The following is an 18023-nucleotide window of genomic DNA, read 5'->3' as shown; positions in this document are numbered from 1 at the left end:
CCTAATCCAGCGCGTCCCAGTCCCGTTCGCTGGGCGGCTCGGCGTCGACGACCGCCACCGGGTGGAGCCGGCGCTGGATGGCGTTCAGTCGCTCCACAGCGGTGACATCCACGAGCTCATCCACCTCCACCTTCGCCTCCTTGGCGACGATCTGACTGGCAGGGCCGATGAGCACCGTCATCGTCGTGACGCTCCCGTCAGGCTCGACGATGGGCACCGACACCGTTTCGGCTTCACCTGCCTCGGCGAGAGCCTGGCTGCACTTCAGCAGCGCTGAGGTGATGTCATCCCCGGTCATGAATTCGCTTCCCGCGTAGATCACCCTCTTCACGTGCCCCTTTCTACTCCTGGGTGCGGCGGTACCTCTGGGGGGTTGCAGCCGGGGGAGGGAAGGGGTACAGGGCGAGGGGCGCTCAGCCATGGGTTCCCACGGAGAAGGGCGCCCCCCGGCTGAGTGATTCCTGAGGCTTGGGAGATTCACTAGCTTGTCTAGCGAATCGGCGTACTGTGGAGGCGAACCGAGGAGAGCGCCATGGAGGTTGTCAGGGCTCGCGTCGACGGACAGATGTTCATCCTCGACCCCGAGCAGGACGTCGCGGAACTGCAGCGGCTCATCATCGAGGCCGTCCAGCAGGGCGCGGGATTCGTCGACTTCCAGACCGTGGGTCGCTCCGGCATCTCGGTCATGATCACGCCGTACATCGGCGTCCGCTTCGAGACGATCGAGCGAAGCCCCGAGCAGGTGGAGGAATGGGAGTTCCATCCGCCGAGCATCGAGCCCGGTGACGGCGTCTACGACGACATGATCTATTGAGCGGACCCACGCCGGAGGTGATCTCCGCTGCGGTCATCCCCCGAGAAGCACGAGAAGGCCGCCGGCGAGATTGCTGAGGATGAACCCTCCCGCCAGCACCGCACCCAGGATGAGCGGGATGCGGGCATTGGGCTCATGCTGGGCCGCTGCCCTGTTGCTGTAGTGCAGCGTGAGGAGCAGCGGGGAGGCGAAGATCGCGGCAGCGCTCACGAGTGCGATGGCGATCACCCACCACGGCGGTGTGGTCACCGACGCGTCGGTCCCGGTCAGCAGCACCGGGACGCCTTCGCCGACGACGAAGGCGAGCGCGAACGACACGGGGAAGAGGGCGAGCGACCACCACGCCTTGGGCAGCTGGCGCTGTGCGCGGTGGCCGGCGGTGGTGCGGGTCTCGGTGATCATCGCGGCGTCTGCCTCTCCGCCTCCCGCCCGGACCGACGTGCGCGGCGGCGGGATCGCACATCCAGCGTCGCGCGGCGCATGCTCGCGCGCCGGGACGAACGTCCCTCGAACACGGCGCGGACCCGCCGCTGCCGCTCAGTCGCGCGACCGTCACGCGTCCGGTGTCGCTGGGCCGCGCCCTGGCCCTGCAGCGGCGGCGGCTTCGTCGAGCCACTCCTCCACCTCCTGGTCCACGTCCTCCACCGCGCCGATCTCGAGGTGGTGCATCCAGGTGCCTCGGGACGGCTGCACGACTTGCTTGAACCTCACGGACTCGAGGCGTCGCGATAGGGCAAGGGACAGCACGACTTCTGCGGAAGCGCTGCGCAGATACTGCCGCGGGCGCCACAGGAATGCGAACGCGCGCTCGCGGCGGAAGGCCACCTGACTCTTCGTCGTCCGGACGGCGACGTCCGGCCAGTTCGTCACCAGCAGATGGTGCACCTCGCGATGAACGGCGAGTCCGAGCGGGCTGTCCTGGAAGTACTCCTCCGGCGTGGTGGGATCCATCCTTCCTCCTCCGGATCGCCATCCGATATCGCCGGCGGATCGTCGGACTGATGGTGGAGGGGGCGACGCCGAGCGGCTAAGCCGTCGCGGCGGCGCGGTCACCGCCGGCGACCGGCCACGAGATGAGAGTGCGCCAGGTCGCCGGATCCGGCTCCGTCCCGGGATCGCTCAGGTAGCTCTCCCACATGACGTCACCCGGCGTCCAGCCTTCGGCGGCGAAGAAGCGCTCGATGGCGGCGTACGTCTGCTGCATGGTGTCGTACGGGCCGACGTGCACGGCTTCGACGACCCTGCCCCCAGGCAGCGATCCCGGCACCACATCTCCGGAGCCGGTCACCGGCCGGTCGACGGGGAATCCCGCCTCCACATCCACGGTCTCGCCGGGCATGCCGTAGTACTTGCCGAACGGCGGTCCGGATGGCTGAATCCCCTGCGCCCCGAGCACACGCATGGTCTCGGAGAAGGCGCGCGAGAAGAAGTCGGTCAGTTCGTTCATGGGCACCGTCCTGCGCACTCCGGCGGTGTGCGCACCGGCACGCTCGGTCACCTGCACCTCGGTGGTCATCTCGGCTCCTCACCGATCGGCCCGGTGCGAGAACGCCTCTGCGTCGCTCGCGGGCGGGCGGTTCTCTGCGTGACTCCAGGCTGCGGCGGGAAACCACGCCATTCCGGGCCTTTGGTCCCGCCGCACACCGCCGGGCTGCAGAGGAATCGAAAGGACCTTGGACCCGCCGCCGGCCGCCACCGGCGGACAGGGTCGTCCCATGACCAACATTCTTCCGCTGAGCGGGATCACGATGGCCGACCTGCCCCAGGTCGGCGGGAAGAACGCCTCACTGGGCGAGATGATCACGACGCTGAGCACGGCCGGCGTCCGGGTTCCCGGCGGTTTCGCGACCACGGCCGATGCGTACCGCTCGTTCCTCGCGGTCGACGGCCTGGCCGACCGCATCGAGGCGGAGCTGGCCCGGCTGGACGTGTCGGACGTGGTGGAGCTCAGCCGTGTCGGCGCCGTGATCCGCGGCTGGATCGAGGCGCAGCCCCTTCCTGCCGACCTCGAGCGCGACATCCGCGTCGCCTTCGCCGAGTCGACGGGGACGGATGCCGCGGCCCAGGGCGCGACCTGGGCGGTGCGCTCGTCGGCGACGGCCGAGGATCTGCCCGACGCATCGTTCGCGGGACAGCAGGAGACGTACCTGAACATCGCCGGCATCGACCATCTGCTGCACGCGGTGCGCAGCGTCTTCGCCTCGCTCTACAACGATCGCGCCATCGCCTATCGCGTGCATCAGGGATTCGCCCACGGCGACGTCGCGCTGTCCGCCGCGGTGCAGCGGATGGTGCGTTCGGACATCGGTGCGTCCGGAGTGATGTTCACCGTGGACACCGAGTCGGGCTTCGACCGCGCGGTGCTCATCACGAGCGCCTACGGACTGGGTGAGGCCGTGGTGCAGGGCGAGGTGAACCCGGATGAGTTCATGGTCTACAAGCCTTCGCTCCGAGACGGGCGGCCGGCGATCCTGCAGCGGCAGCTGGGTGAGAAGGCGGTCGCGCTGCGGTTCGCGGAGGGGCACGATGTGGGGACCAGCACCGCCATGACCAGCGTCGCCGCGGAGGACCGGCGTCGTTTCAGCATCTCGGATGACGAGGTGCACGAGCTCGCCCGGTACGCGCTGACCATCGAAGACCATTACGGCCGAGCCATGGACATCGAGTGGGCTCGAGACGGGGTCGACGGACGTCTGTACATTCTGCAGGCCCGACCCGAGACGGTGGTCTCACGCGCACACGGGCCCGTCCTGACGCGGTTCGTCCTGCGCGAGCGCGGGCCGGTGCTCCTCGAGGGGCGCGCGATCGGACAGCGCGTGGGCGCGGGTCGGGTGCGCGTGGTGACCTCCCCGGCGCAGATGTCGAAGGTCGAACCCGGCGACATCCTCGTGGCCGAGATGACCGACCCCGACTGGGAGCCGGTCATGCAGCGGGCCGCCGCGATCGTGACCGACCGGGGCGGTCGCACGTGCCACGCCGCGATCATCGCGCGCGAGCTCGGCATCCCCGCCGTCGTGGGAACGGGCACCGCGACGAGCGACCTCGTCGACGGCACCGAGGTCACCGTCTCGTGCGCGGAGGGCGACGACGGCTTCGTGTACGCCGGCCGGCTCGACTTCGTGGAGCAGACCATCCCGGTCGAGCGGATGGGCCAGCCCCCGGTCCGCGTGATGATGAACGTCGGCACGCCCGAGCAGGCCTTCGCGCTCGCGGCGCTGCCGCACCAGGGTGTGGGCCTGGCCCGGCTCGAGTTCATCGTCGGCCACCAGATCGGCATCCATCCGCGCGCGCTCCTGGACGCCGACGCGCTCGACGAACCTCTGCGGTCGGAGGTGGTGCGACGCGTCGCCGCCTATCCGTCGCCGCGCGACTTCTTCGTCCGGCGCGTCGCGGAGGGCGTGGCGACGATCGCCGCGGCCTTCGCGCCCGAGCCGGTAATCGTGCGCACGAGCGACTTCAAATCCAACGAATACGCCCACCTGCTCGGCGGCGAGCGGTACGAGCCGCGCGAGGAGAACCCGATGCTCGGGTGGCGGGGCGCGTCGCGCTACATCACGCCGAGTTTCGAGGAGTGCTTCGCCATGGAGTGCGAGGCGCTGCGCTTCGTCCGCGACGAGATGGGCCTGACCAACCTCAAGATCATGGTGCCGTTCGTGCGGACCGTCGCGGAGGCCGCGGCGGTGACGGCGGCACTGGAGGCCAACGGGCTGCAGCGAGGGCGCAACGGCCTCGAGGTCATGATGATGTGCGAGATCCCGTCCAACGCGCTGACGGCCGATCGCTTCCTCGATCACTTCGACGGCTTCTCCATCGGCTCCAACGACATGACGCAGCTCGTGCTCGGGATCGACCGCGACTCCGACCTGGTCGCGGCGGGGTTCGACGAGCGCGACCCCGCCGTGCTCGAGATCCTGCGCCTGGCGATCGACGCGTGCAACCGTCGCGGGAAGTACGTGGGGATCTGCGGCCAGGGCCCGTCCGATCACCCCGACTTCGCCGACTGGCTCGTCGACGCGGGCATCCAGTCGATCTCGCTCAATCCCGACTCCGTCGTCGACACGTGGCTGCGGCTCGCCGGCCGCCCGTCGTCGCGCGAACCGGGCCGTGACGCCGCGCCGGACCGCGTCGGCGCCTGAGGGCGCGCGGGGCGCGGCATCCGTCGCACATCAGGCGCCGAGCAGGACGAGCACGTGGTAGATCACGTACACCGGCCAGACCATCGCCTGCAGGAGTCCCAGGATCACGCCCCAGAAGGACCCGTCGGACGCCGAGACGAAGTAGATCGCCGCCCCGATGTACGCCAGCAGGAAGAACACCCCCCACGTGCCGTTGCTCTCGACCACCTGGACGCTGCGGCGGCTCTCGGTCATGGCCGACCCCTTTCGCTCGCCACCAGACTCGACCGCGGGGGCCCTCACGGTCGGGTCGAACGTCCCGCGGACCGGGGTCGTCGGCGCGCGGGACCTTCGGCCTATGGGGGCGGCGCGGCGGGCGCGAGGATGGCGGCATGTCCGAGTCGCAGACCGCTTCCGACCGTCACGCGGCACGCCCGACGCTGCCCTGGTCTGAGCCCGGGATCCTCGTCGGCGTCGACGGCTCCGCCGAGGCGCTGGACGGCCTCGCCTACGCCGCCGACATCGCGCCCAAGCTCGGCCTTCCCGTGCACGGACTGGTCGTCTGGGACTATCCGACCCTGCAGTGGAGCGACGGGCTGGGATGGTACTACCCGGGCACCTACGACGACCTGCAGCGCAACGCGGAAGAGCTGGGGGCGGATGCCGCGGCCCGCGTCTTCCCGGACGGCACGCCGAGCTGGTTCACCAGCAGCGCGTGGAACGGGAGTGCGGCCCGCGATCTCGTCGCCGCGTCGAAGGATGCGGCGATGCTCGTCGTCGGCACCCGCGGGCACGGGGGGCTGACCGGCCTCCTGCTCGGCTCGGTGAGCTCCGCCTGCGCCACGCACGCGCACTGCCCGGTCCTCATCGTCCGCGACCACTAGAGCTGGGGGAGCGGCCCGGGGTGTGGGGCCCCGGGCCGCGTTTTCGCATGCCTGTCCCGGCCGGCCCGGCGGGTCACGCGATAGCCACGGACTCCAGGTGCTCGGGCACGCGAGCGGGCCAGCCCAGCTCGTGGGCGATCCGCGCTCGCAGCGTGTCGGCGGCGGATGGCTCGCCGTGCGTCACGTAGACCGCGCCGGGGGCGCGCGGCGCGGACGTCATCCATTCGATCAGCTCATCGGCGTCGGCGTGCGCCGACATAGTGTCGAGGTTGTGGACCTCCGCGCGGATGGGCACGTCCCTGCCGAAGACCCGCAGCGACCGGATGCCGCGGGCCAGTGCCGCGCCGCGCGTTCCCCCGGCCTGGAACCCGGTCAGCACGATCGCGTTCGATCGCTCAGGGCCGTAGGCGGCGAGGTGATGCAGCACGCGGCCACCGGTGAGCATCCCGCTCGCCGAGATGATCACCATCGGCCCTCCGCGAAGATTCAGCAGCTTCGAGTCGTCGACGCTGGTGACGAGCGTGGGCAGGCGGTACATCCGTTCCAGCTCGTCGACCGCGATCCGATGCTCCGAGGGATGCCGCCGATAGACGTCGACCACGTCGACGGCCATCGGGCTGTTGACGTAGATCGGCACGGCGGGGATCTCGCCGCGGTCGAGCAGTCTCGACAGGTGCAGCAGGACCGTCTCGGTGCGGCCGACGGCGAACGCGGGGATCAGCACCACGCCGCCGCGACCGGTGACGCGGCGGACGACGTCGCCGAGGAGACGCTCCGGGTTCTCGGCGACGTGATGCCGATCGCCGTACGTGGACTCCGTGACGAGGACGTCGGCGGCCGCCATCGGAGCAGGAGGCCGCATGAGGGGGTCGTCCGCCCGCCCCAGATCGCCCGTGAAGTGGATCACGCGGCCGGCGACGCGAAGGCGCACGCCCGCGGCTCCCAGGATGTGCCCGGCGGGAACGAGCTCCAGTTCGACGCCGTCGGCGACGGCCCGCTGCTCGCCGAACGGCTGGGGATGCAGGTGCTCGAGCGCGGCCATCGCGTCGTCCACCCGGTACAGCGGCTCGGGATGAGCGTGCTTGGACCACCTTCCCTTGGCCGCGTACCGGGCCTCCTCCTCGAGCAGGTGTGCGGAGTCCGGCAGCATGATGCGGCACAGCTCTGCGGTGCCGTCGGTGGTGTGGACGCGGCCGCGGAAGCCGTCGCGGACGAGGGCCGGCAGGTATCCGGAGTGATCGAGGTGCGCGTGCGACAGCACGACGGCGTCGATCGACGAGGGCGGCACCGGGAACGCGGCGCGGTTGCGGTCGCGGAGCACCTTGTACCCCTGGAACATGCCGCAGTCCACGAGGACCCGCCGCTCTCCGACCGTGACGAGATAGCGTGACCCGGTCACGGTGTCGGCCGCGCCCAGGAACCGCAGTTGCGCGCTCATCGCCGGGCTCATCAGATCCCCTTTCTCATCTCCGACGACGCCGCGGGTGCGTCAGCGCTGCGGACGGAATCGTCGGCCGGTGACCGTGACCGGTGCGATCTCGACGTAGTCGTACTTGCCGGTCGGGCTGGTGGACTGGAGGTCGAGCACGCCGGACGCCTCGATCTCGTCGTCCCGATCGAGGCGGCGAGCGGTGCCGCGCAGCACGACGCTCCAGCGGAAGCCGTCCGCGTCCCCGTCGGCCTGGAAGGCGACGTGCGGGTTGCGGGCGAGGTCCTTCAGCTTCTGCCCGGGCCCGGAGCGGACGAAGACCCGTCCAGCCGAGACCAGATAGTCCATCGGGAAGATGTCGGGCCGCTCGTCGGAGCCGATCACGGCCAGGCGGCCGACGTGGGCGCCGGCGAGCAGCATCCAGCACTCCGCCTCGTCCAGCTCGTCGATCGCGGTGGCGATCAGCGCGGCGTGCACCGGGGCGGGGAGGATGCGGGGCGGGTCGGCGTCTCGGCGCGGCATCTCAGATCGCCGCCCATCCGCCGTCCACCGGGATGACCGCCCCCGACACGTTCGACGCATCGTCGCTGAGCAGCCAGGTGATCGCGGCGGCCAGCTGCGGGGGCTGCGCGACCGGCGGAAGGTTGGTCTGGAAGAACGGCCCGAGGCGGGTCTGCGCCCACTCCGAGCGGAAGGGGGCTTCGATGCTCGTGGCCACCGGACCCGGAGCCACGGCGTTGCACCGCACTCCCTTCGGCGTGTAGAAGAAGGCCGTGCTGACGGTGAAGCCGTTCACCGCGTGCTTCGACGTCGTGTAGGGGGTGCCGGCGGCCGAGCCGCGCTGACCCGCCTCGGAGCCGACATTGACGATGCTTCCGGCCCCGCGGGCGATCATCCCCGGCAGCACGGCGCGGGTCAGCATCATCATGCCGGTCAGGTTCACCGCGAGGACCCGTTCCCATGTGGCATCCGCGATCTCCGCCGTCGGCTCGAAGCCGTCCATGATGCCCGCCACATTCGCGAGGCCGTCGATGCGGGGCCCCGCCGCGGCGACGATGTCGTCGACGCCCGCCGCGTCCGAGATGTCGGCGGTGACGGTGACGAGGTCGCCGCCGATCTCGTCGGCGAGGGAGGTCAGTCGTTCGGCGGAGACATCGACCGCGATGACGCGGCACCCCTCCGCGGCGAGGCGCTCCACGGTCGCACGACCGATGCCGGCACCCGCTCCGGTGACGACGACGGTGCGCCCGGTGAACCGCTGGGATTGGAGAGTCATGGCTGTCCCTTTCCTGTCACCCTCATCCGAGCCGATCGTCGTCTCCTGGCTCGGGTCGAAGGTCCCGTCGGCGCGGCCCGAGACAGCACGGCGACGGCCGTGGGACCTTCGGCCCGAGCGGGCGACGACGCCGGGGTTTGACTCTCAGCAGCGGCAGACCTGCCGCGCGACACAGGGGAGCGGCTCATGGAACGCATCGTTCTCGGCTACGACGGGAGCCCGGCATCCGTCTCCGCGTTGTCCTGGGTGGCCGGGCGCGCAAGCCGCGAGATCGCGAACGTCGGTCTCGTGAACGTCGTGGGGCGTTCGGCGACGGACCGCGCGTCGGCGCTGGATCAGCTGGCGCACGCCGAGGAGTTCCTCCGCGAGCACGTCCCGGGCATCGGCGTCGAGCTGCACCGGCTCGAGGGCGGGGTGCCGGAGTCGCTGGCCGACATCGCGGACGACACCGATCTCCTCGTCGTCGGCATCAATCCCGGGCACCCGATCCGCACGGCGATGGCCGGTGCGATCCCACTGCGGCTCAGCACCATGGCGCAGGTGCCGGTCGTGATGGTGCCGGCCGGCTGGGTGGATCTCGGAGAACCCGTCACCATCGGGATCTCGGACGACGACTCGTCCGGCGCTGCGCTCGCCTTCGCGGCCGCAGAGGCGGCCGCCACCCGCACCGCGATCCGGCTCGTGCACGCCTGGCTCATGCCCGCTCCGTCCTTCTCCGGCGCCACCGCGCTCGTGCTCACCCCCGAGAGCGCGATGGCCGAGCACCGCGCGACGCTCGACGACGCGGTGAGCTGGGTGATGGACCGGTATCCGACCCTCGAGCTGAAGACCGAGCTCGTGCGCGACAGCCAGTCGTCCGCCCTGCTGCGCTACGGACCCCGCAGCTCGATGCTCGTCATGGGCACGCACCACCGCGGTGTGCTGGCGGGGAGCCTGCTCGGCTCGGTCGTGCAGGAGGTGCTCTGGCGCGCCGAATGCCCGGTCGCCGTCGTTCCACAGGACGTCGCAGCGTCCCGGACTGGATGAGACGCCGCGGCGTCCCGGACTCGATGAGGAGTGAACCATGGTCCGCGTCTCTCGCATGACCCTGCTGATCGTGCAGGCCTTCGTGGCCGTCACGGCGCTCGCGGGAGGTCTCGCGCTCGTCGTGGGAAGCATCGATCCGGCGCTCGCAACGGTGCTGATGCCGCCGGCCGAGTATCTCGAGGGCTCGCCCTTCCGGTCGTACCTCGTTCCGGGCCTGGCGCTCATCGTGCTCGTGGCCGGCGTCCACGCCATGGCGTTCGTCGCCGTGCTGACCGACTCCCGGTGGGGGACGGTGCTCGCGGCGGCGGGCGGGTTCAGCTGCGTCGTCTGGATCTTCGTCCAGATGGCCTACATCCCGTTCAGCTTCCTGCAGGCGCTGTACTTCGTCATCGGCCTGGTCGAGCTCGCGCTGACCATGGTGCTGCTGGGGGTCCTGGACGAGGTGAGGGCGATGCACCGGTCGACGTTCGTCCCCCTCCGGTCCCGCCGCGCGCCGCACGCGCACGGCTGAGCTCCCCGCGGATCAGTCGCCGCGGTGCTCCAGCTCGAACACCGCCGCCTGGGTGCGGCGTTCCAGCCCGAGCTTGCTCAGCAGCGAGGAGACGTAGTTCTTCACCGTCTTCTCGGCGATGCCCAGCTGCTCACCGATCTGCCGGTTGGTCAGTCCGTCGGCGATCAGGCGCAGGATCTGGCGCTCGCGGAGTCCCAGCGATCCCAGCCGCGGGTCGGTGTCGTCGGCGCGCTCGCGGATCCTGGCCGTCGCACGCTGCACGACGGCGTCGTTCATCAGCGAACGACCGGCCGCGACGGCGCGGATCGCGTCGACGAGCCTGGGCCCGCCGACGTCCTTGAGCACATACCCCGCCGCGCCGGCGAGCACCGACGCGCTCACCGCGGCGTCGTCGTCGTAGGCGGTGAGGATGAGGCAGGCCACGGTGGGGATGCGGGAGCGGATGTCGCGGCACAGGTCGATGCCGCTGCCATCGGGCAGGCGCACGTCCAGCACCGCGACATCCGGCACGGTGGCCTCGATCCGCCCTATCGCCTGGCGTACGGTCCCCGCCTCGCCGACGACCTCGAGGTCCGCCTGCGACCGGACGAGGTCGGAGAGCCCGCGACGGACGATCTCGTGATCGTCGACCAGGAAGACGCTGATCACCGGTTGCCTCCCTCACCCTGGGACCGGCTCGGGTGCAGGGGGGCGCTCCACCGGGCCGCGGTCGCGCCGGCGCGGGACTCGATTGCGAAGACTCCGCCGCGCTGTGCCGCCTTCTCGGTCAGGTTGGCCAGGCCGCTGCGCCGTCCGCCCTCGCCGACTCCCACTCCGTCGTCCTCGACCAGCACCACGACGTCGTCGTCCACGACCGCCACCTCCACCGAGATCCGATCGGCGCCGGAGTGCCGCACCGCGTTGCTCAGCAGCTCCCGGGCGACCCCCACGACGTCTTCGAGGAACGCGCCGGTGATCGCGTGGTCCACCGGTCCGGTGAACCTGATGGCGGGCGGATGCCGCAGCGTGGCCGACAGATCGGCCACGACGTCGATCACCCGGTGGCGCAGCGAGCTCTCGTCCCGATGCGACAGGGCGAAGACGACGGTCCGGATCTGCGAGATCGCATCGTCCAGCTGGTCGATGGACTCGTTCAGGCGGTCGGCATCGGGTCCCGGCGCGGTGCTGCCGGCGATCGCCTGGAGGGTCAGTCCGGTTCCGAACAGCTGCTGGATGACGTGGTCGTGGAGGTCTCGCGCGATGCGCCGACGGTCCTCAGCCAGCAGCGACCGCTGGCCCTCCTCCCGCGCGTACGCGAGCTCCAGGGCGATGGTCGCGCGCGAGGCGAAGTCGGCGATGCTCGTCAGCTCCGTGGCGGTGAAGCGTCGCCGGTCCGGGTGACGCGCTGCGCACACCACGCCCCACAGCCGGCTGCGGGTGCGCAGGGGCGCTGCGGCGATCGGTCCCGCCAGGCCGGCCTCCCACATGCGCACCGGGTCGTCCGCGGACGCCGGCTCCCGCCCGACCGCACGGGCGCGGCCCGAGGCGACCACGTCGCCCGCGCACGTGGCATCCGTCTCCACGACCCTTCCGCGCAGCTCCGCCTCATCGAGACCCCGCGCGGCGACGATCTTGAGCGCCGAGGTGGACTCGTCGGCGAGCAGGACGGTCACCTTGTCGTTGCCGGGCACGTCGAACAGCCGGCCGGCGATGAGGTCGAACGCGGTGTCGGTGGCCGACGACAGCAGTGCCGCCGACAGCTCGGCGGCCGCGGTCATCCACCGCTCGCGGGTGCGCGCCTCGTCGAGCAGCCGCGCGTTCTCCACCGCGAACCCCGCGGTGGTGGCCAGGGCCTCGACGAGCCTCTCGTCCTCGTCCGAGAAGGCGCCGTCGCGGTGGTTCGTGAGGTAGAGGTTGCCGAACACCTCGCCGCGCACGCGCACGGGCACACCGAGGAACGAGTCCATCCGCGGGTGGTGCGCCGGGAATCCCGCCGCCCGCGGGTCGTCGGACATCTGCGGAAGGCGGATGGGTCGCGGGTCGGCGATGAGAGCCCCCAGCAGGCCGTGCCCGGTCGGCAGATCGCCGATCTGGGAAGCCCGCTCCGGCGAGAGACCCACGTAGATGAACTCCTCCAGGGCGTCCCCTTCGGGGGCGATCACCCCGAGCGCACCGTACTGCGCGTTCACCAGCGAGGTCGCAGCTTCCGCGATCCGCCGCAGCACCGAGCTCAGATCGCTCTCTTCGACGACGGCCCGGGTGGCGCCCAGCAGTGCGCGCAGTCGTCCCTGGCTGGTTCGCACCCTCTCGGCCTGCACGAGGAGCGTCGCCAGCGCCTCGTCGAGGTCGAGGCGCGGACCATCGGGGAACGCCAGCTCATCCTCCGCCATCCTGTCCGCTCCCCTCGGCGCCGAGGCCCACAGTATGACACCGCGATCGGCCGCACCAGGGTGCGGCCGCCGTGTGCATGATGGCAGCCGCACGCAACAGAGGTCCGACGAAGATCGTCGTCCGGGCTTCTGATCACGAGCGCCAGGGCTCGTGACCTCACCCGTGCGCCGTCACGTAATCGACGATCTGCTGCACGGTCGTGAGCCCGCGGTAGTCCTCCTCCGGCGTGTCGACGCCGGTGGATTCCGCGAGCACCTCGAGCAGCTGGAGGAAATCCAGGGAGTCGAGCTCCAGGTCTTGGCGGAGGCGGGAGGCGGTGTCGAGCTCGGCCAGGTCGACGTCGGGGGCGACCTCGCCGAGGGCGGCGAGCACGGCGGCGCGGGCATCCTGTTCGTTCACAGTTCCTCCGGTTGCTGCAGCAGTTCGTCGATCGCGGCCAGGAATCGGCTGCCCGCGAGCCCGTCGCTCACCCGATGGTCGGCGGAGAGGGTCGCCGTCACCGTGGGGCGCACGCCGATCAGTCCGTCGCGCGCGACGGGCTGCTCGCGGATCGCGCCGAACCCGACGAGTGCGACCTGCGGCGGGTAGATGACACCGAAGATCTCCTGGACGCCGAGGTCTCCGAGGTTGGTCACGGTGATCGTCGGATCGGCCATCTCGGCGCGCTGCAGGCGTCCCGCCTTGGCCCGCCTCACGACGTCACGGAGCCCCCTCATCAGCTCGTCGACGGACAGGGTGTCGGCGTGGTGGATCGCCGGGGCGACCAGCCCACCGCCGCGCACCGCGACGGCGACGCCGAGATGGATCTCAGCACTGGGGTGAAAGGTGTCGTCGACGAAGAATCCGTTCATGTCGGCCGACGTCCTCGCCGCCCTGGCCGTCGCCGCCAGCAGGAGCGCCGACGGCACCAGGCGGTCGGCGATCGGGCGGGCGGCGTTGATGCGACGCATCCAGTCCAGCGCGCTTCCCATGTCGATCGTGGTGCTGAGGTAGTAGTGCGGGATCTCGTGCTTCGAACGCGCCATCAGTGCACCCACGGCGCGATGCAGCTTGGCGGCGCGCGCGTCGTCGTCGACGCGGCCGGCGGGGGCCGGCGAAGGCACGGGGCGGGAGGCGACCTGCACGGGCCCATGCCAGGCGTCGGCGCCGCGCACGTCCGCCGTCGTCACGGCGCCGCCGGGACCGGTGCCGTCGACCGCGGCGAGATCGATCCCCATCTCCTGGGCCAGACGACGCGCGGCGGGAGACGACCGGACGCGCGGGGATGTCGGCGGGGAGGCAGGGGAGCGGCCCTCGGCGGCGCGTTCGACATCGGACCGCGTGATGGCGCCGTGCTGACCTGTTCCCTGCAGGTGCTCCACGTCCACACCCAGTTCGTGCGCGAGGCGCCGCACGGGCGGCGTGACGTGCAGGACGACGGCGTGCGCCGGCGGCGGGAGAGGCTCCGGCGTGGGCTGCGGAACGGGTCCCGCCGGCGACGGAGCGGTCTCGGCGACCGGCGCCGGCTCGCCGGACGCGCCGTCCGCAGGGACGGCGTCGATGCGCGCGATCGGAGTGCCGACCGGCACGGTGTCGCCGATCTCGACCAGCAGCTCGGCGACGACCCCGTCTTCGAAGCTCTCGATCTCCATCACGGTCTTCTCGGTGTCGACCTCGGCGATGAGGTCGCCGCGGTGCACGCGGTCGCCCGGCTTCACCAGCCAGCCGGTGACCTTTCCCTCGGTCATGTCGGCGCCGAGCGACGGCATCCGGAATTCAGTCATTTCTGCCGACCACCTCGCGGGCCGCCGACAGGACCCGCTCGACGGAGGGGAGCGCGGCCTGCTCCAGATGCTTCGAGTACGGGATGGGGACCTCTGCGCTGCAGACGCGCGCGATCGGCGCGTCGAGGTCGTAGAAGGCGGACTCCGTGAGCCGGGCGCTGATCTCCGCCGAGATGCTCCCGCTGCGCCACCCCTCGTCGATGACGACGGCACGGTGCGTCTTGGCGACCGTGGCGAGGATCGACTCGTCGTCGAGCGGCCGCAGCGACCGCAGGTCGAGCACCTCCGCATCGATCGACTCCGAAGCGAGCGCGTCGGCCGCCTCGAGGGCGGTCGGGAGGGTGCCCCCGTAGGTGATGAGCGAGACATCGGTGCCCGTGCGACGCACCCGGGCCCGATCGATGTCGACGGCCGCGGCGTCGTCGGCCAGCTCGCCGGCGACGTTGTAGAGAGAGCCGTGTTCGAAGATCAGCACCGGATCGGGATCCTCGAGCGCCGTCCACAGCATGCCGCGGGCGTCTTCGAGCGTCGCGGGCGCGAGCACCCGCACACCCGGGATGTGCGCCATCCAGCCCTCGAGGCTGTGCGAGTGCTGTGCGGCCAGCTGGCGGCCGCCGCCCGTCGTCATCCGGATGACGATCGGCACGTTGAACTGCCCGCCCGACATATGGAGGAGCGTCGCGGCGTTGTTCACGATCTGATCCAGCGCGAGCAGGCTGAAGTTGACGGTCATGACCTCGACGATCGGGCGCATGCCGCCGAGGGCCGAGCCGATGCCCGCCCCGACGAAGCCGGCCTCCGACAGCGGCGTGTCCCTGACGCGCGTCGGACCGAACTCTTCGAGCAGGCCGAGGCTCACCGCGAAACCCCCGCCGTAGCGCCCGACGTCCTCGCCCATGAGGAACACCCGGTCGTCCCGTTGCAGCGCCTCGCGCAGTGCGGCACGCAGGGCTTCGCGGTACGTCGTCTTCATGTCGGCGTCCGCTCGCTGTACACGAACCGGGTGAGCTGGTCCACCGGCTCGAGGGTCCCGGACTCGGCGAAGGCGACCGCTTCGCGCACTTCGTCCCCGACCTCCTGCTCGAGGGCCGACCACGCGTCGGCAGACAGCTCGCCGGCCGCCTCCAGTGCCGCCTTCAGCTGTGCGATCGGATCCCGTTCCATCCAGCGCTCCACCTCCGCCTTCTGGCGGTAGCGCTCGGGATCGAACATGGAGTGGGCGCGGAATCGGTAGGTGCGCAGCTCGAGGAAGTGCGGACCCGACCCCGCGCGGATCCCTTCGAGCGCGCGGCGGGCGGATGCCTCGCACGCGAGCACGTCCATCCCGTCGACGGCCCACGCGGTGACCGCGTACCCGGACGCCTTGAGGGCGAGGTCGGTCTGCGATTCGGAGCGCTCGAGAGCCGTGCCCATCGCGTACAGGTTGTTCTCGCAGCAGAAGAGCACCGGGAGGTCCCACAGGGCCGCGAGGTTCATGCTCTCGTGGAACTCGCCCTCGGCGATCGCGCCTTCGCCGAAGAAACAGACGGTCACCGCTTCCCGGCCCGACATCTTGTCGGCCAGCGCGAGGCCGACGGCCAGCGGCAATCCGCCGGCGACGATGGCGTTGCCGCCGAAGAACCGGGTGTCCCGGTCGAAGAGGTGCATCGAGCCGCCCCGCCCCCGGCAGCACCCCTCTGCGCGGCCGTACATCTCCGCCATGATCGCCGTGGCAGGAACGCCCCGCAGCAGTGCGTGGCCGTGCTCGCGGTAGGTCGCCACCACGGAGTCCTCGGGTCCGATCGCGGCCATCACCCCCGCCGCGACCGCCTCCTCGCCGATGTAGACGTGCAGGAAGCCGCGGATCTTGGTCGCGCTGTACTGCTCGACGCACGCCTCCTCGAACCGCCGCACGCGCAGCATCTGCCGGAGCATTCCGCGGACGTGCTCGGGGTCGTGGACGATGGCCGCCGCCGTGCTCTCCTCGGTCATCTCCCGCCCTCCAGCGTCGAGGTGTCGCCCTCCGGCAGACCCAGCTCGCGGGCCTTGAGCAATCGCCGGAGGATCTTGCCGCTGCGCGTCTTGGGGAGCGCGGCGGCGAACTCCAGCCGGCGCGGTGCCACCGCGGCGCCGAGCCGCTTGCGGGCGAACCCGATCAGCTCGCGCTCGAGGGCGGCGGATGCCTCGAATCCGGGTTTCAGCTCGACGAAGGCCTTCACCACCTCGCCGGCGACGTCGTCGGGCACCCCGATCACACCGGCTTCGGCGACCGCGTCGTGCTCCATGAGGCAGCTCTCGACTTCGAAGGGGCCGATGAGGTGCCCGGCGGACTTTATGACATCGTCCGCGCGTCCGACGAACCAGAAGTAGCCGTCCTCGTCGCGGCGGGCGAGGTCGCCGGTGAGATACCAGCCGCCCACGAAGCAGCGGCGGTAGCGCTCCTCCTCGTCGAGATACGCGCGGAACATCGACGGCCAACCGGGGCGGAGGGCCAGTTCGCCCATCTCATCGGGATCCGTCACCAGCTGGGCCTCGTCGTCGTTGACGATCGGCTCGCCGGCGGCGTCCCGGGCCACGATGGCGGCATCGATTCCGGGGAGCGGACGGCCCATCGAGCCCGGACGCACGTCCATGGCCGCGTAGTTGGCGATCATGATGCCGCCCGTCTCGGTCTGCCACCAGTTGTCGTGGATGGGCAGGCCGAACGCCTCCTGCCCCCACACGACGACCTCGGGATTGAGGGGCTCGCCCACGCTCGCGATGAAGCGCAGCGCCGAGAGGTCATGCTCTCGCGCCCGATCGGCACCGGCCTTCATCAGCATCCGAAGCGCGGTGGGCGCGGTGTACCAGACCGTCACGCGCTGCTGGGCGAGGATCCGGTACCACCGATCGGCTTCGAGCTCGTCCTCGTCGACGACGGCGGTCACCCCGTGCACCAGCGGAGCGATGATCCCGTACGACGTGCCGGTCACCCATCCGGGGTCGGCGGTGCACCAGTAGACGTCGTCGCGATGCAGGTCGAGGGCGAAGCGGCCGGTGGCCGAGTGCGCCGTCACGGCGTCGTGGACATGCACGGCGCCTTTCGGCCGGCCGGTCGTGCCGCTCGTGAATGCAGCAGGGCCATGTCTTCGGGTCGTGTGGCCGCGATGGGGCCGTAGGGGGGTGCGCCGGACATCAGCGCGAGGAGGTCGAGCGTGCCGGGCTCCGGCGTTCCCTCCGCGTCGACCAGCAGGACGTGACGCAGAGATGTGAGACGGTCGCGCTGCGCGGCGATCCTCTTGGCGTACAGGGCCCGGGTCGTCACGAGCACGGAGCCGGATCCCAGTTCCAGGCGCTGCGCGACGGGCTCCGGTCCGAACGCCGAGAAGAGCGGGCAGAAGACCGCACCGTGCTTCATGGTGCCGAGGGCCGCGGCGTACAGCGCGGGCATGCGTCCGAGCAGGGAGAACACGCGCTCGCCGCGCCCCACCCCGAGCCCGCGGAGCACGGCGGCGAACCGGTCCGTCTCGGCCGCCAGGTCGCCGTAGGTCAGCGAATGCGTCGCGCCGTCCGCGCGCACGAACCGCAGGGCGTCGTGTCCGCGACGGTCGCCGGCAGCATGACGGTCGACGGCTTCGTGAGCGATGTTCAGGTGGCCGCCCGGGAGGCCGTCCAGCGTGCGGCGCTCGAGGTCCCACCGGAACCCGGCTCGCGTCTGGTCGTAATCCGGGAGATTCGGGGGGACGGGCAGCGCGCCGACGTCCTTCGTGATCGTCGGCCAGCGAGTCGGCGCCGTTGCCCTCATGGCACGAGCGTAGGGACGCGGCCGCTCGCGGCACGGGACCTTCGTCCCTGGTGCGCTGCCCGCGTCGGCGCG

The 18023-nt window shown here is 71.1% G+C and carries 21 protein-coding genes; 5 read left to right on the top strand and 16 right to left on the bottom strand.

What is annotated here, in order from left to right:
* Window position 1 precedes the first annotated feature (1 nt).
* Window positions 2-331: a hypothetical protein gene (locus ACWGUG_RS14270; RefSeq protein WP_336396642.1), complete on the bottom strand. Its 330-nt coding sequence runs from the start codon at window positions 329-331 to the stop codon at window positions 2-4.
* Between the two features lie 201 nt (window positions 332-532).
* On the opposite strand from ACWGUG_RS14270, the gene ACWGUG_RS14265 reads away from it, so the two are divergent.
* Entirely contained in the window at window positions 533-814 is a 282-nt protein-coding gene (locus tag ACWGUG_RS14265) for a hypothetical protein (protein WP_336396641.1), read from the top strand.
* Window positions 815-847: 33 nt separating this feature from the next.
* Here ACWGUG_RS14265 and ACWGUG_RS14260 read toward each other — a convergent pair whose 3' ends face one another.
* The 3 genes from ACWGUG_RS14260 to ACWGUG_RS14250 form a co-directional block, all read right to left on the bottom strand.
* A complete protein-coding gene (locus ACWGUG_RS14260; protein WP_452325077.1) occupies window positions 848-1216 on the bottom strand; it encodes a hypothetical protein in 369 nt (122 codons plus the stop codon).
* 150 nt (window positions 1217-1366) lie between these two features.
* Window positions 1367-1765: a DUF5655 domain-containing protein gene (locus ACWGUG_RS14255; protein ID WP_452325076.1), complete on the bottom strand. Its 399-nt coding sequence runs from the start codon at window positions 1763-1765 to the stop codon at window positions 1367-1369.
* Between the two features lie 76 nt (window positions 1766-1841).
* Complete coding sequence (locus tag ACWGUG_RS14250; protein ID WP_452325075.1) at window positions 1842-2330, bottom strand: GyrI-like domain-containing protein; 489 nt, start codon at window positions 2328-2330, stop codon at window positions 1842-1844.
* Between the two features lie 199 nt (window positions 2331-2529).
* On the opposite strand from ACWGUG_RS14250, the gene ppsA reads away from it, so the two are divergent.
* The gene (ppsA, locus tag ACWGUG_RS14245; protein ID WP_452325074.1) at window positions 2530-4950 is read left to right on the top strand and encodes a phosphoenolpyruvate synthase; all 2421 of its coding nucleotides are present in this window, start codon (window positions 2530-2532) and stop codon (window positions 4948-4950) included.
* Between the two features lie 30 nt (window positions 4951-4980).
* Here ppsA and ACWGUG_RS14240 read toward each other — a convergent pair whose 3' ends face one another.
* Window positions 4981-5184 carry a hypothetical protein gene (locus ACWGUG_RS14240; protein WP_336396636.1) on the bottom strand — a complete coding sequence of 68 codons (204 nt, stop codon included), beginning with the start codon at window positions 5182-5184 and terminating at the stop codon, window positions 4981-4983.
* A gap of 137 nt (window positions 5185-5321) precedes the next feature.
* Here ACWGUG_RS14240 and ACWGUG_RS14235 point away from each other — a divergent pair, with 137 nt between their 5' ends.
* Window positions 5322-5813 carry a universal stress protein gene (locus tag ACWGUG_RS14235; protein ID WP_452325073.1) on the top strand — a complete coding sequence of 164 codons (492 nt, stop codon included), beginning with the start codon at window positions 5322-5324 and terminating at the stop codon, window positions 5811-5813.
* A 73-nt stretch (window positions 5814-5886) separates the two neighbouring features.
* Here ACWGUG_RS14235 and ACWGUG_RS14230 read toward each other — a convergent pair whose 3' ends face one another.
* From ACWGUG_RS14230 to ACWGUG_RS14220, 3 genes are read right to left on the bottom strand one after another with little or no spacing between them, the layout of a single operon-like run.
* Window positions 5887-7251 carry an MBL fold metallo-hydrolase RNA specificity domain-containing protein gene (locus tag ACWGUG_RS14230; RefSeq protein WP_452325072.1) on the bottom strand — a complete coding sequence of 455 codons (1365 nt, stop codon included), beginning with the start codon at window positions 7249-7251 and terminating at the stop codon, window positions 5887-5889.
* Window positions 7252-7302: 51 nt separating this feature from the next.
* Window positions 7303-7764, bottom strand: coding sequence for a pyridoxamine 5'-phosphate oxidase family protein (locus ACWGUG_RS14225; protein ID WP_452325071.1), 462 nt, complete (start codon window positions 7762-7764; stop codon window positions 7303-7305).
* 1 nt (window position 7765) lies between these two features.
* Window positions 7766-8518 carry an SDR family NAD(P)-dependent oxidoreductase gene (locus ACWGUG_RS14220; RefSeq protein WP_336396631.1) on the bottom strand — a complete coding sequence of 251 codons (753 nt, stop codon included), beginning with the start codon at window positions 8516-8518 and terminating at the stop codon, window positions 7766-7768.
* 186 nt (window positions 8519-8704) lie between these two features.
* Between ACWGUG_RS14220 and ACWGUG_RS14215 the strand changes: the two genes are divergently transcribed.
* Both ACWGUG_RS14215 and ACWGUG_RS14210 read left to right on the top strand, forming a co-directional pair.
* A complete protein-coding gene (locus tag ACWGUG_RS14215) occupies window positions 8705-9544 on the top strand; it encodes a universal stress protein (RefSeq protein WP_452325070.1) in 840 nt (279 codons plus the stop codon).
* 37 nt (window positions 9545-9581) lie between these two features.
* Entirely contained in the window at window positions 9582-10055 is a 474-nt protein-coding gene (locus tag ACWGUG_RS14210) for a hypothetical protein (RefSeq protein WP_452325069.1), read from the top strand.
* Window positions 10056-10067: 12 nt separating this feature from the next.
* Here ACWGUG_RS14210 and ACWGUG_RS14205 read toward each other — a convergent pair whose 3' ends face one another.
* The 8 genes from ACWGUG_RS14205 to ACWGUG_RS14170 all read right to left on the bottom strand — a co-directional run bounded on the left by ACWGUG_RS14205 (window position 10068) and on the right by ACWGUG_RS14170 (window position 17951).
* Window positions 10068-10703, bottom strand: a complete 636-nt coding sequence (locus tag ACWGUG_RS14205) for a response regulator (protein WP_452325068.1) — start codon at window positions 10701-10703, stop codon at window positions 10068-10070.
* Entirely contained in the window at window positions 10700-12424 is a 1725-nt protein-coding gene (locus ACWGUG_RS14200; protein ID WP_452325067.1) for a sensor histidine kinase, read from the bottom strand. Before ACWGUG_RS14200 ends, ACWGUG_RS14205 begins: the two co-directional genes overlap by 4 nt.
* Window positions 12425-12581: 157 nt before the next feature.
* Window positions 12582-12824 carry an acyl carrier protein gene (locus tag ACWGUG_RS14195; protein WP_452325066.1) on the bottom strand — a complete coding sequence of 81 codons (243 nt, stop codon included), beginning with the start codon at window positions 12822-12824 and terminating at the stop codon, window positions 12582-12584.
* Window positions 12821-14188 carry a 2-oxo acid dehydrogenase subunit E2 gene (locus ACWGUG_RS14190; RefSeq protein ID WP_452325065.1) on the bottom strand — a complete coding sequence of 456 codons (1368 nt, stop codon included), beginning with the start codon at window positions 14186-14188 and terminating at the stop codon, window positions 12821-12823. Before ACWGUG_RS14190 ends, ACWGUG_RS14195 begins: the two co-directional genes overlap by 4 nt.
* On the bottom strand, window positions 14181-15161 hold the full coding sequence (locus ACWGUG_RS14185; protein WP_452325064.1) for an alpha-ketoacid dehydrogenase subunit beta: 981 nt from the start codon (window positions 15159-15161) through the stop codon (window positions 14181-14183). Before ACWGUG_RS14185 ends, ACWGUG_RS14190 begins: the two co-directional genes overlap by 8 nt.
* Window positions 15158-16159, bottom strand: a complete 1002-nt coding sequence (pdhA, locus tag ACWGUG_RS14180) for a pyruvate dehydrogenase (acetyl-transferring) E1 component subunit alpha (RefSeq protein ID WP_452325063.1) — start codon at window positions 16157-16159, stop codon at window positions 15158-15160. The genes ACWGUG_RS14185 and pdhA overlap by 4 nt, the downstream gene beginning before the upstream one ends.
* Window positions 16156-17241 carry an AMP-binding protein gene (locus ACWGUG_RS14175; RefSeq protein ID WP_452325062.1) on the bottom strand — a complete coding sequence of 362 codons (1086 nt, stop codon included), beginning with the start codon at window positions 17239-17241 and terminating at the stop codon, window positions 16156-16158. The genes pdhA and ACWGUG_RS14175 overlap by 4 nt, the downstream gene beginning before the upstream one ends.
* Entirely contained in the window at window positions 17220-17951 is a 732-nt protein-coding gene (locus ACWGUG_RS14170; protein WP_452325061.1) for an AMP-binding protein, read from the bottom strand. Before ACWGUG_RS14170 ends, ACWGUG_RS14175 begins: the two co-directional genes overlap by 22 nt.
* Window positions 17952-18023 lie beyond the last annotated feature (72 nt).

This window comes from Microbacterium sp. NPDC055455, from assembly GCF_053619935.1.
The sequence above is the reverse complement of the archived record's forward strand: the minus strand, read 5'-3'. Positions and strand labels throughout refer to the sequence as shown.

What these genes read in the sequence shown, in the direction of transcription:
- ACWGUG_RS14260 (WP_452325077.1), bottom strand. Translation starts at nt 1,216, where the DNA reads ATGATCACCGAGACCCGCACCACCGCCGGCCACCGCGCACAGCGCCAG.
- ACWGUG_RS14220 (WP_336396631.1), bottom strand. Translation starts at nt 8,518, where the DNA reads ATGACTCTCCAATCCCAGCGGTTCACCGGGCGCACCGTCGTCGTCACC.
- ACWGUG_RS14190 (WP_452325065.1), bottom strand. Translation starts at nt 14,188, where the DNA reads ATGACTGAATTCCGGATGCCGTCGCTCGGCGCCGACATGACCGAGGGA.
- ACWGUG_RS14225 (WP_452325071.1), bottom strand. Translation starts at nt 7,764, where the DNA reads ATGCCGCGCCGAGACGCCGACCCGCCCCGCATCCTCCCCGCCCCGGTG.
- ACWGUG_RS14235 (WP_452325073.1), top strand. Translation starts at nt 5,322, where the DNA reads ATGTCCGAGTCGCAGACCGCTTCCGACCGTCACGCGGCACGCCCGACG.
- ACWGUG_RS14240 (WP_336396636.1), bottom strand. Translation starts at nt 5,184, where the DNA reads ATGACCGAGAGCCGCCGCAGCGTCCAGGTGGTCGAGAGCAACGGCACG.
- ACWGUG_RS14200 (WP_452325067.1), bottom strand. Translation starts at nt 12,424, where the DNA reads ATGGCGGAGGATGAGCTGGCGTTCCCCGATGGTCCGCGCCTCGACCTC.
- ACWGUG_RS14255 (WP_452325076.1), bottom strand. Translation starts at nt 1,765, where the DNA reads ATGGATCCCACCACGCCGGAGGAGTACTTCCAGGACAGCCCGCTCGGA.
- ACWGUG_RS14215 (WP_452325070.1), top strand. Translation starts at nt 8,705, where the DNA reads ATGGAACGCATCGTTCTCGGCTACGACGGGAGCCCGGCATCCGTCTCC.
- ACWGUG_RS14250 (WP_452325075.1), bottom strand. Translation starts at nt 2,330, where the DNA reads ATGACCACCGAGGTGCAGGTGACCGAGCGTGCCGGTGCGCACACCGCC.
- ACWGUG_RS14230 (WP_452325072.1), bottom strand. Translation starts at nt 7,251, where the DNA reads ATGAGCGCGCAACTGCGGTTCCTGGGCGCGGCCGACACCGTGACCGGG.
- pdhA (WP_452325063.1), bottom strand. Translation starts at nt 16,159, where the DNA reads ATGACCGAGGAGAGCACGGCGGCGGCCATCGTCCACGACCCCGAGCAC.
- ACWGUG_RS14265 (WP_336396641.1), top strand. Translation starts at nt 533, where the DNA reads ATGGAGGTTGTCAGGGCTCGCGTCGACGGACAGATGTTCATCCTCGAC.
- ACWGUG_RS14170 (WP_452325061.1), bottom strand. Translation starts at nt 17,951, where the DNA reads ATGAGGGCAACGGCGCCGACTCGCTGGCCGACGATCACGAAGGACGTC.
- ppsA (WP_452325074.1), top strand. Translation starts at nt 2,530, where the DNA reads ATGACCAACATTCTTCCGCTGAGCGGGATCACGATGGCCGACCTGCCC.
- ACWGUG_RS14210 (WP_452325069.1), top strand. Translation starts at nt 9,582, where the DNA reads ATGGTCCGCGTCTCTCGCATGACCCTGCTGATCGTGCAGGCCTTCGTG.
- ACWGUG_RS14185 (WP_452325064.1), bottom strand. Translation starts at nt 15,161, where the DNA reads ATGAAGACGACGTACCGCGAAGCCCTGCGTGCCGCACTGCGCGAGGCG.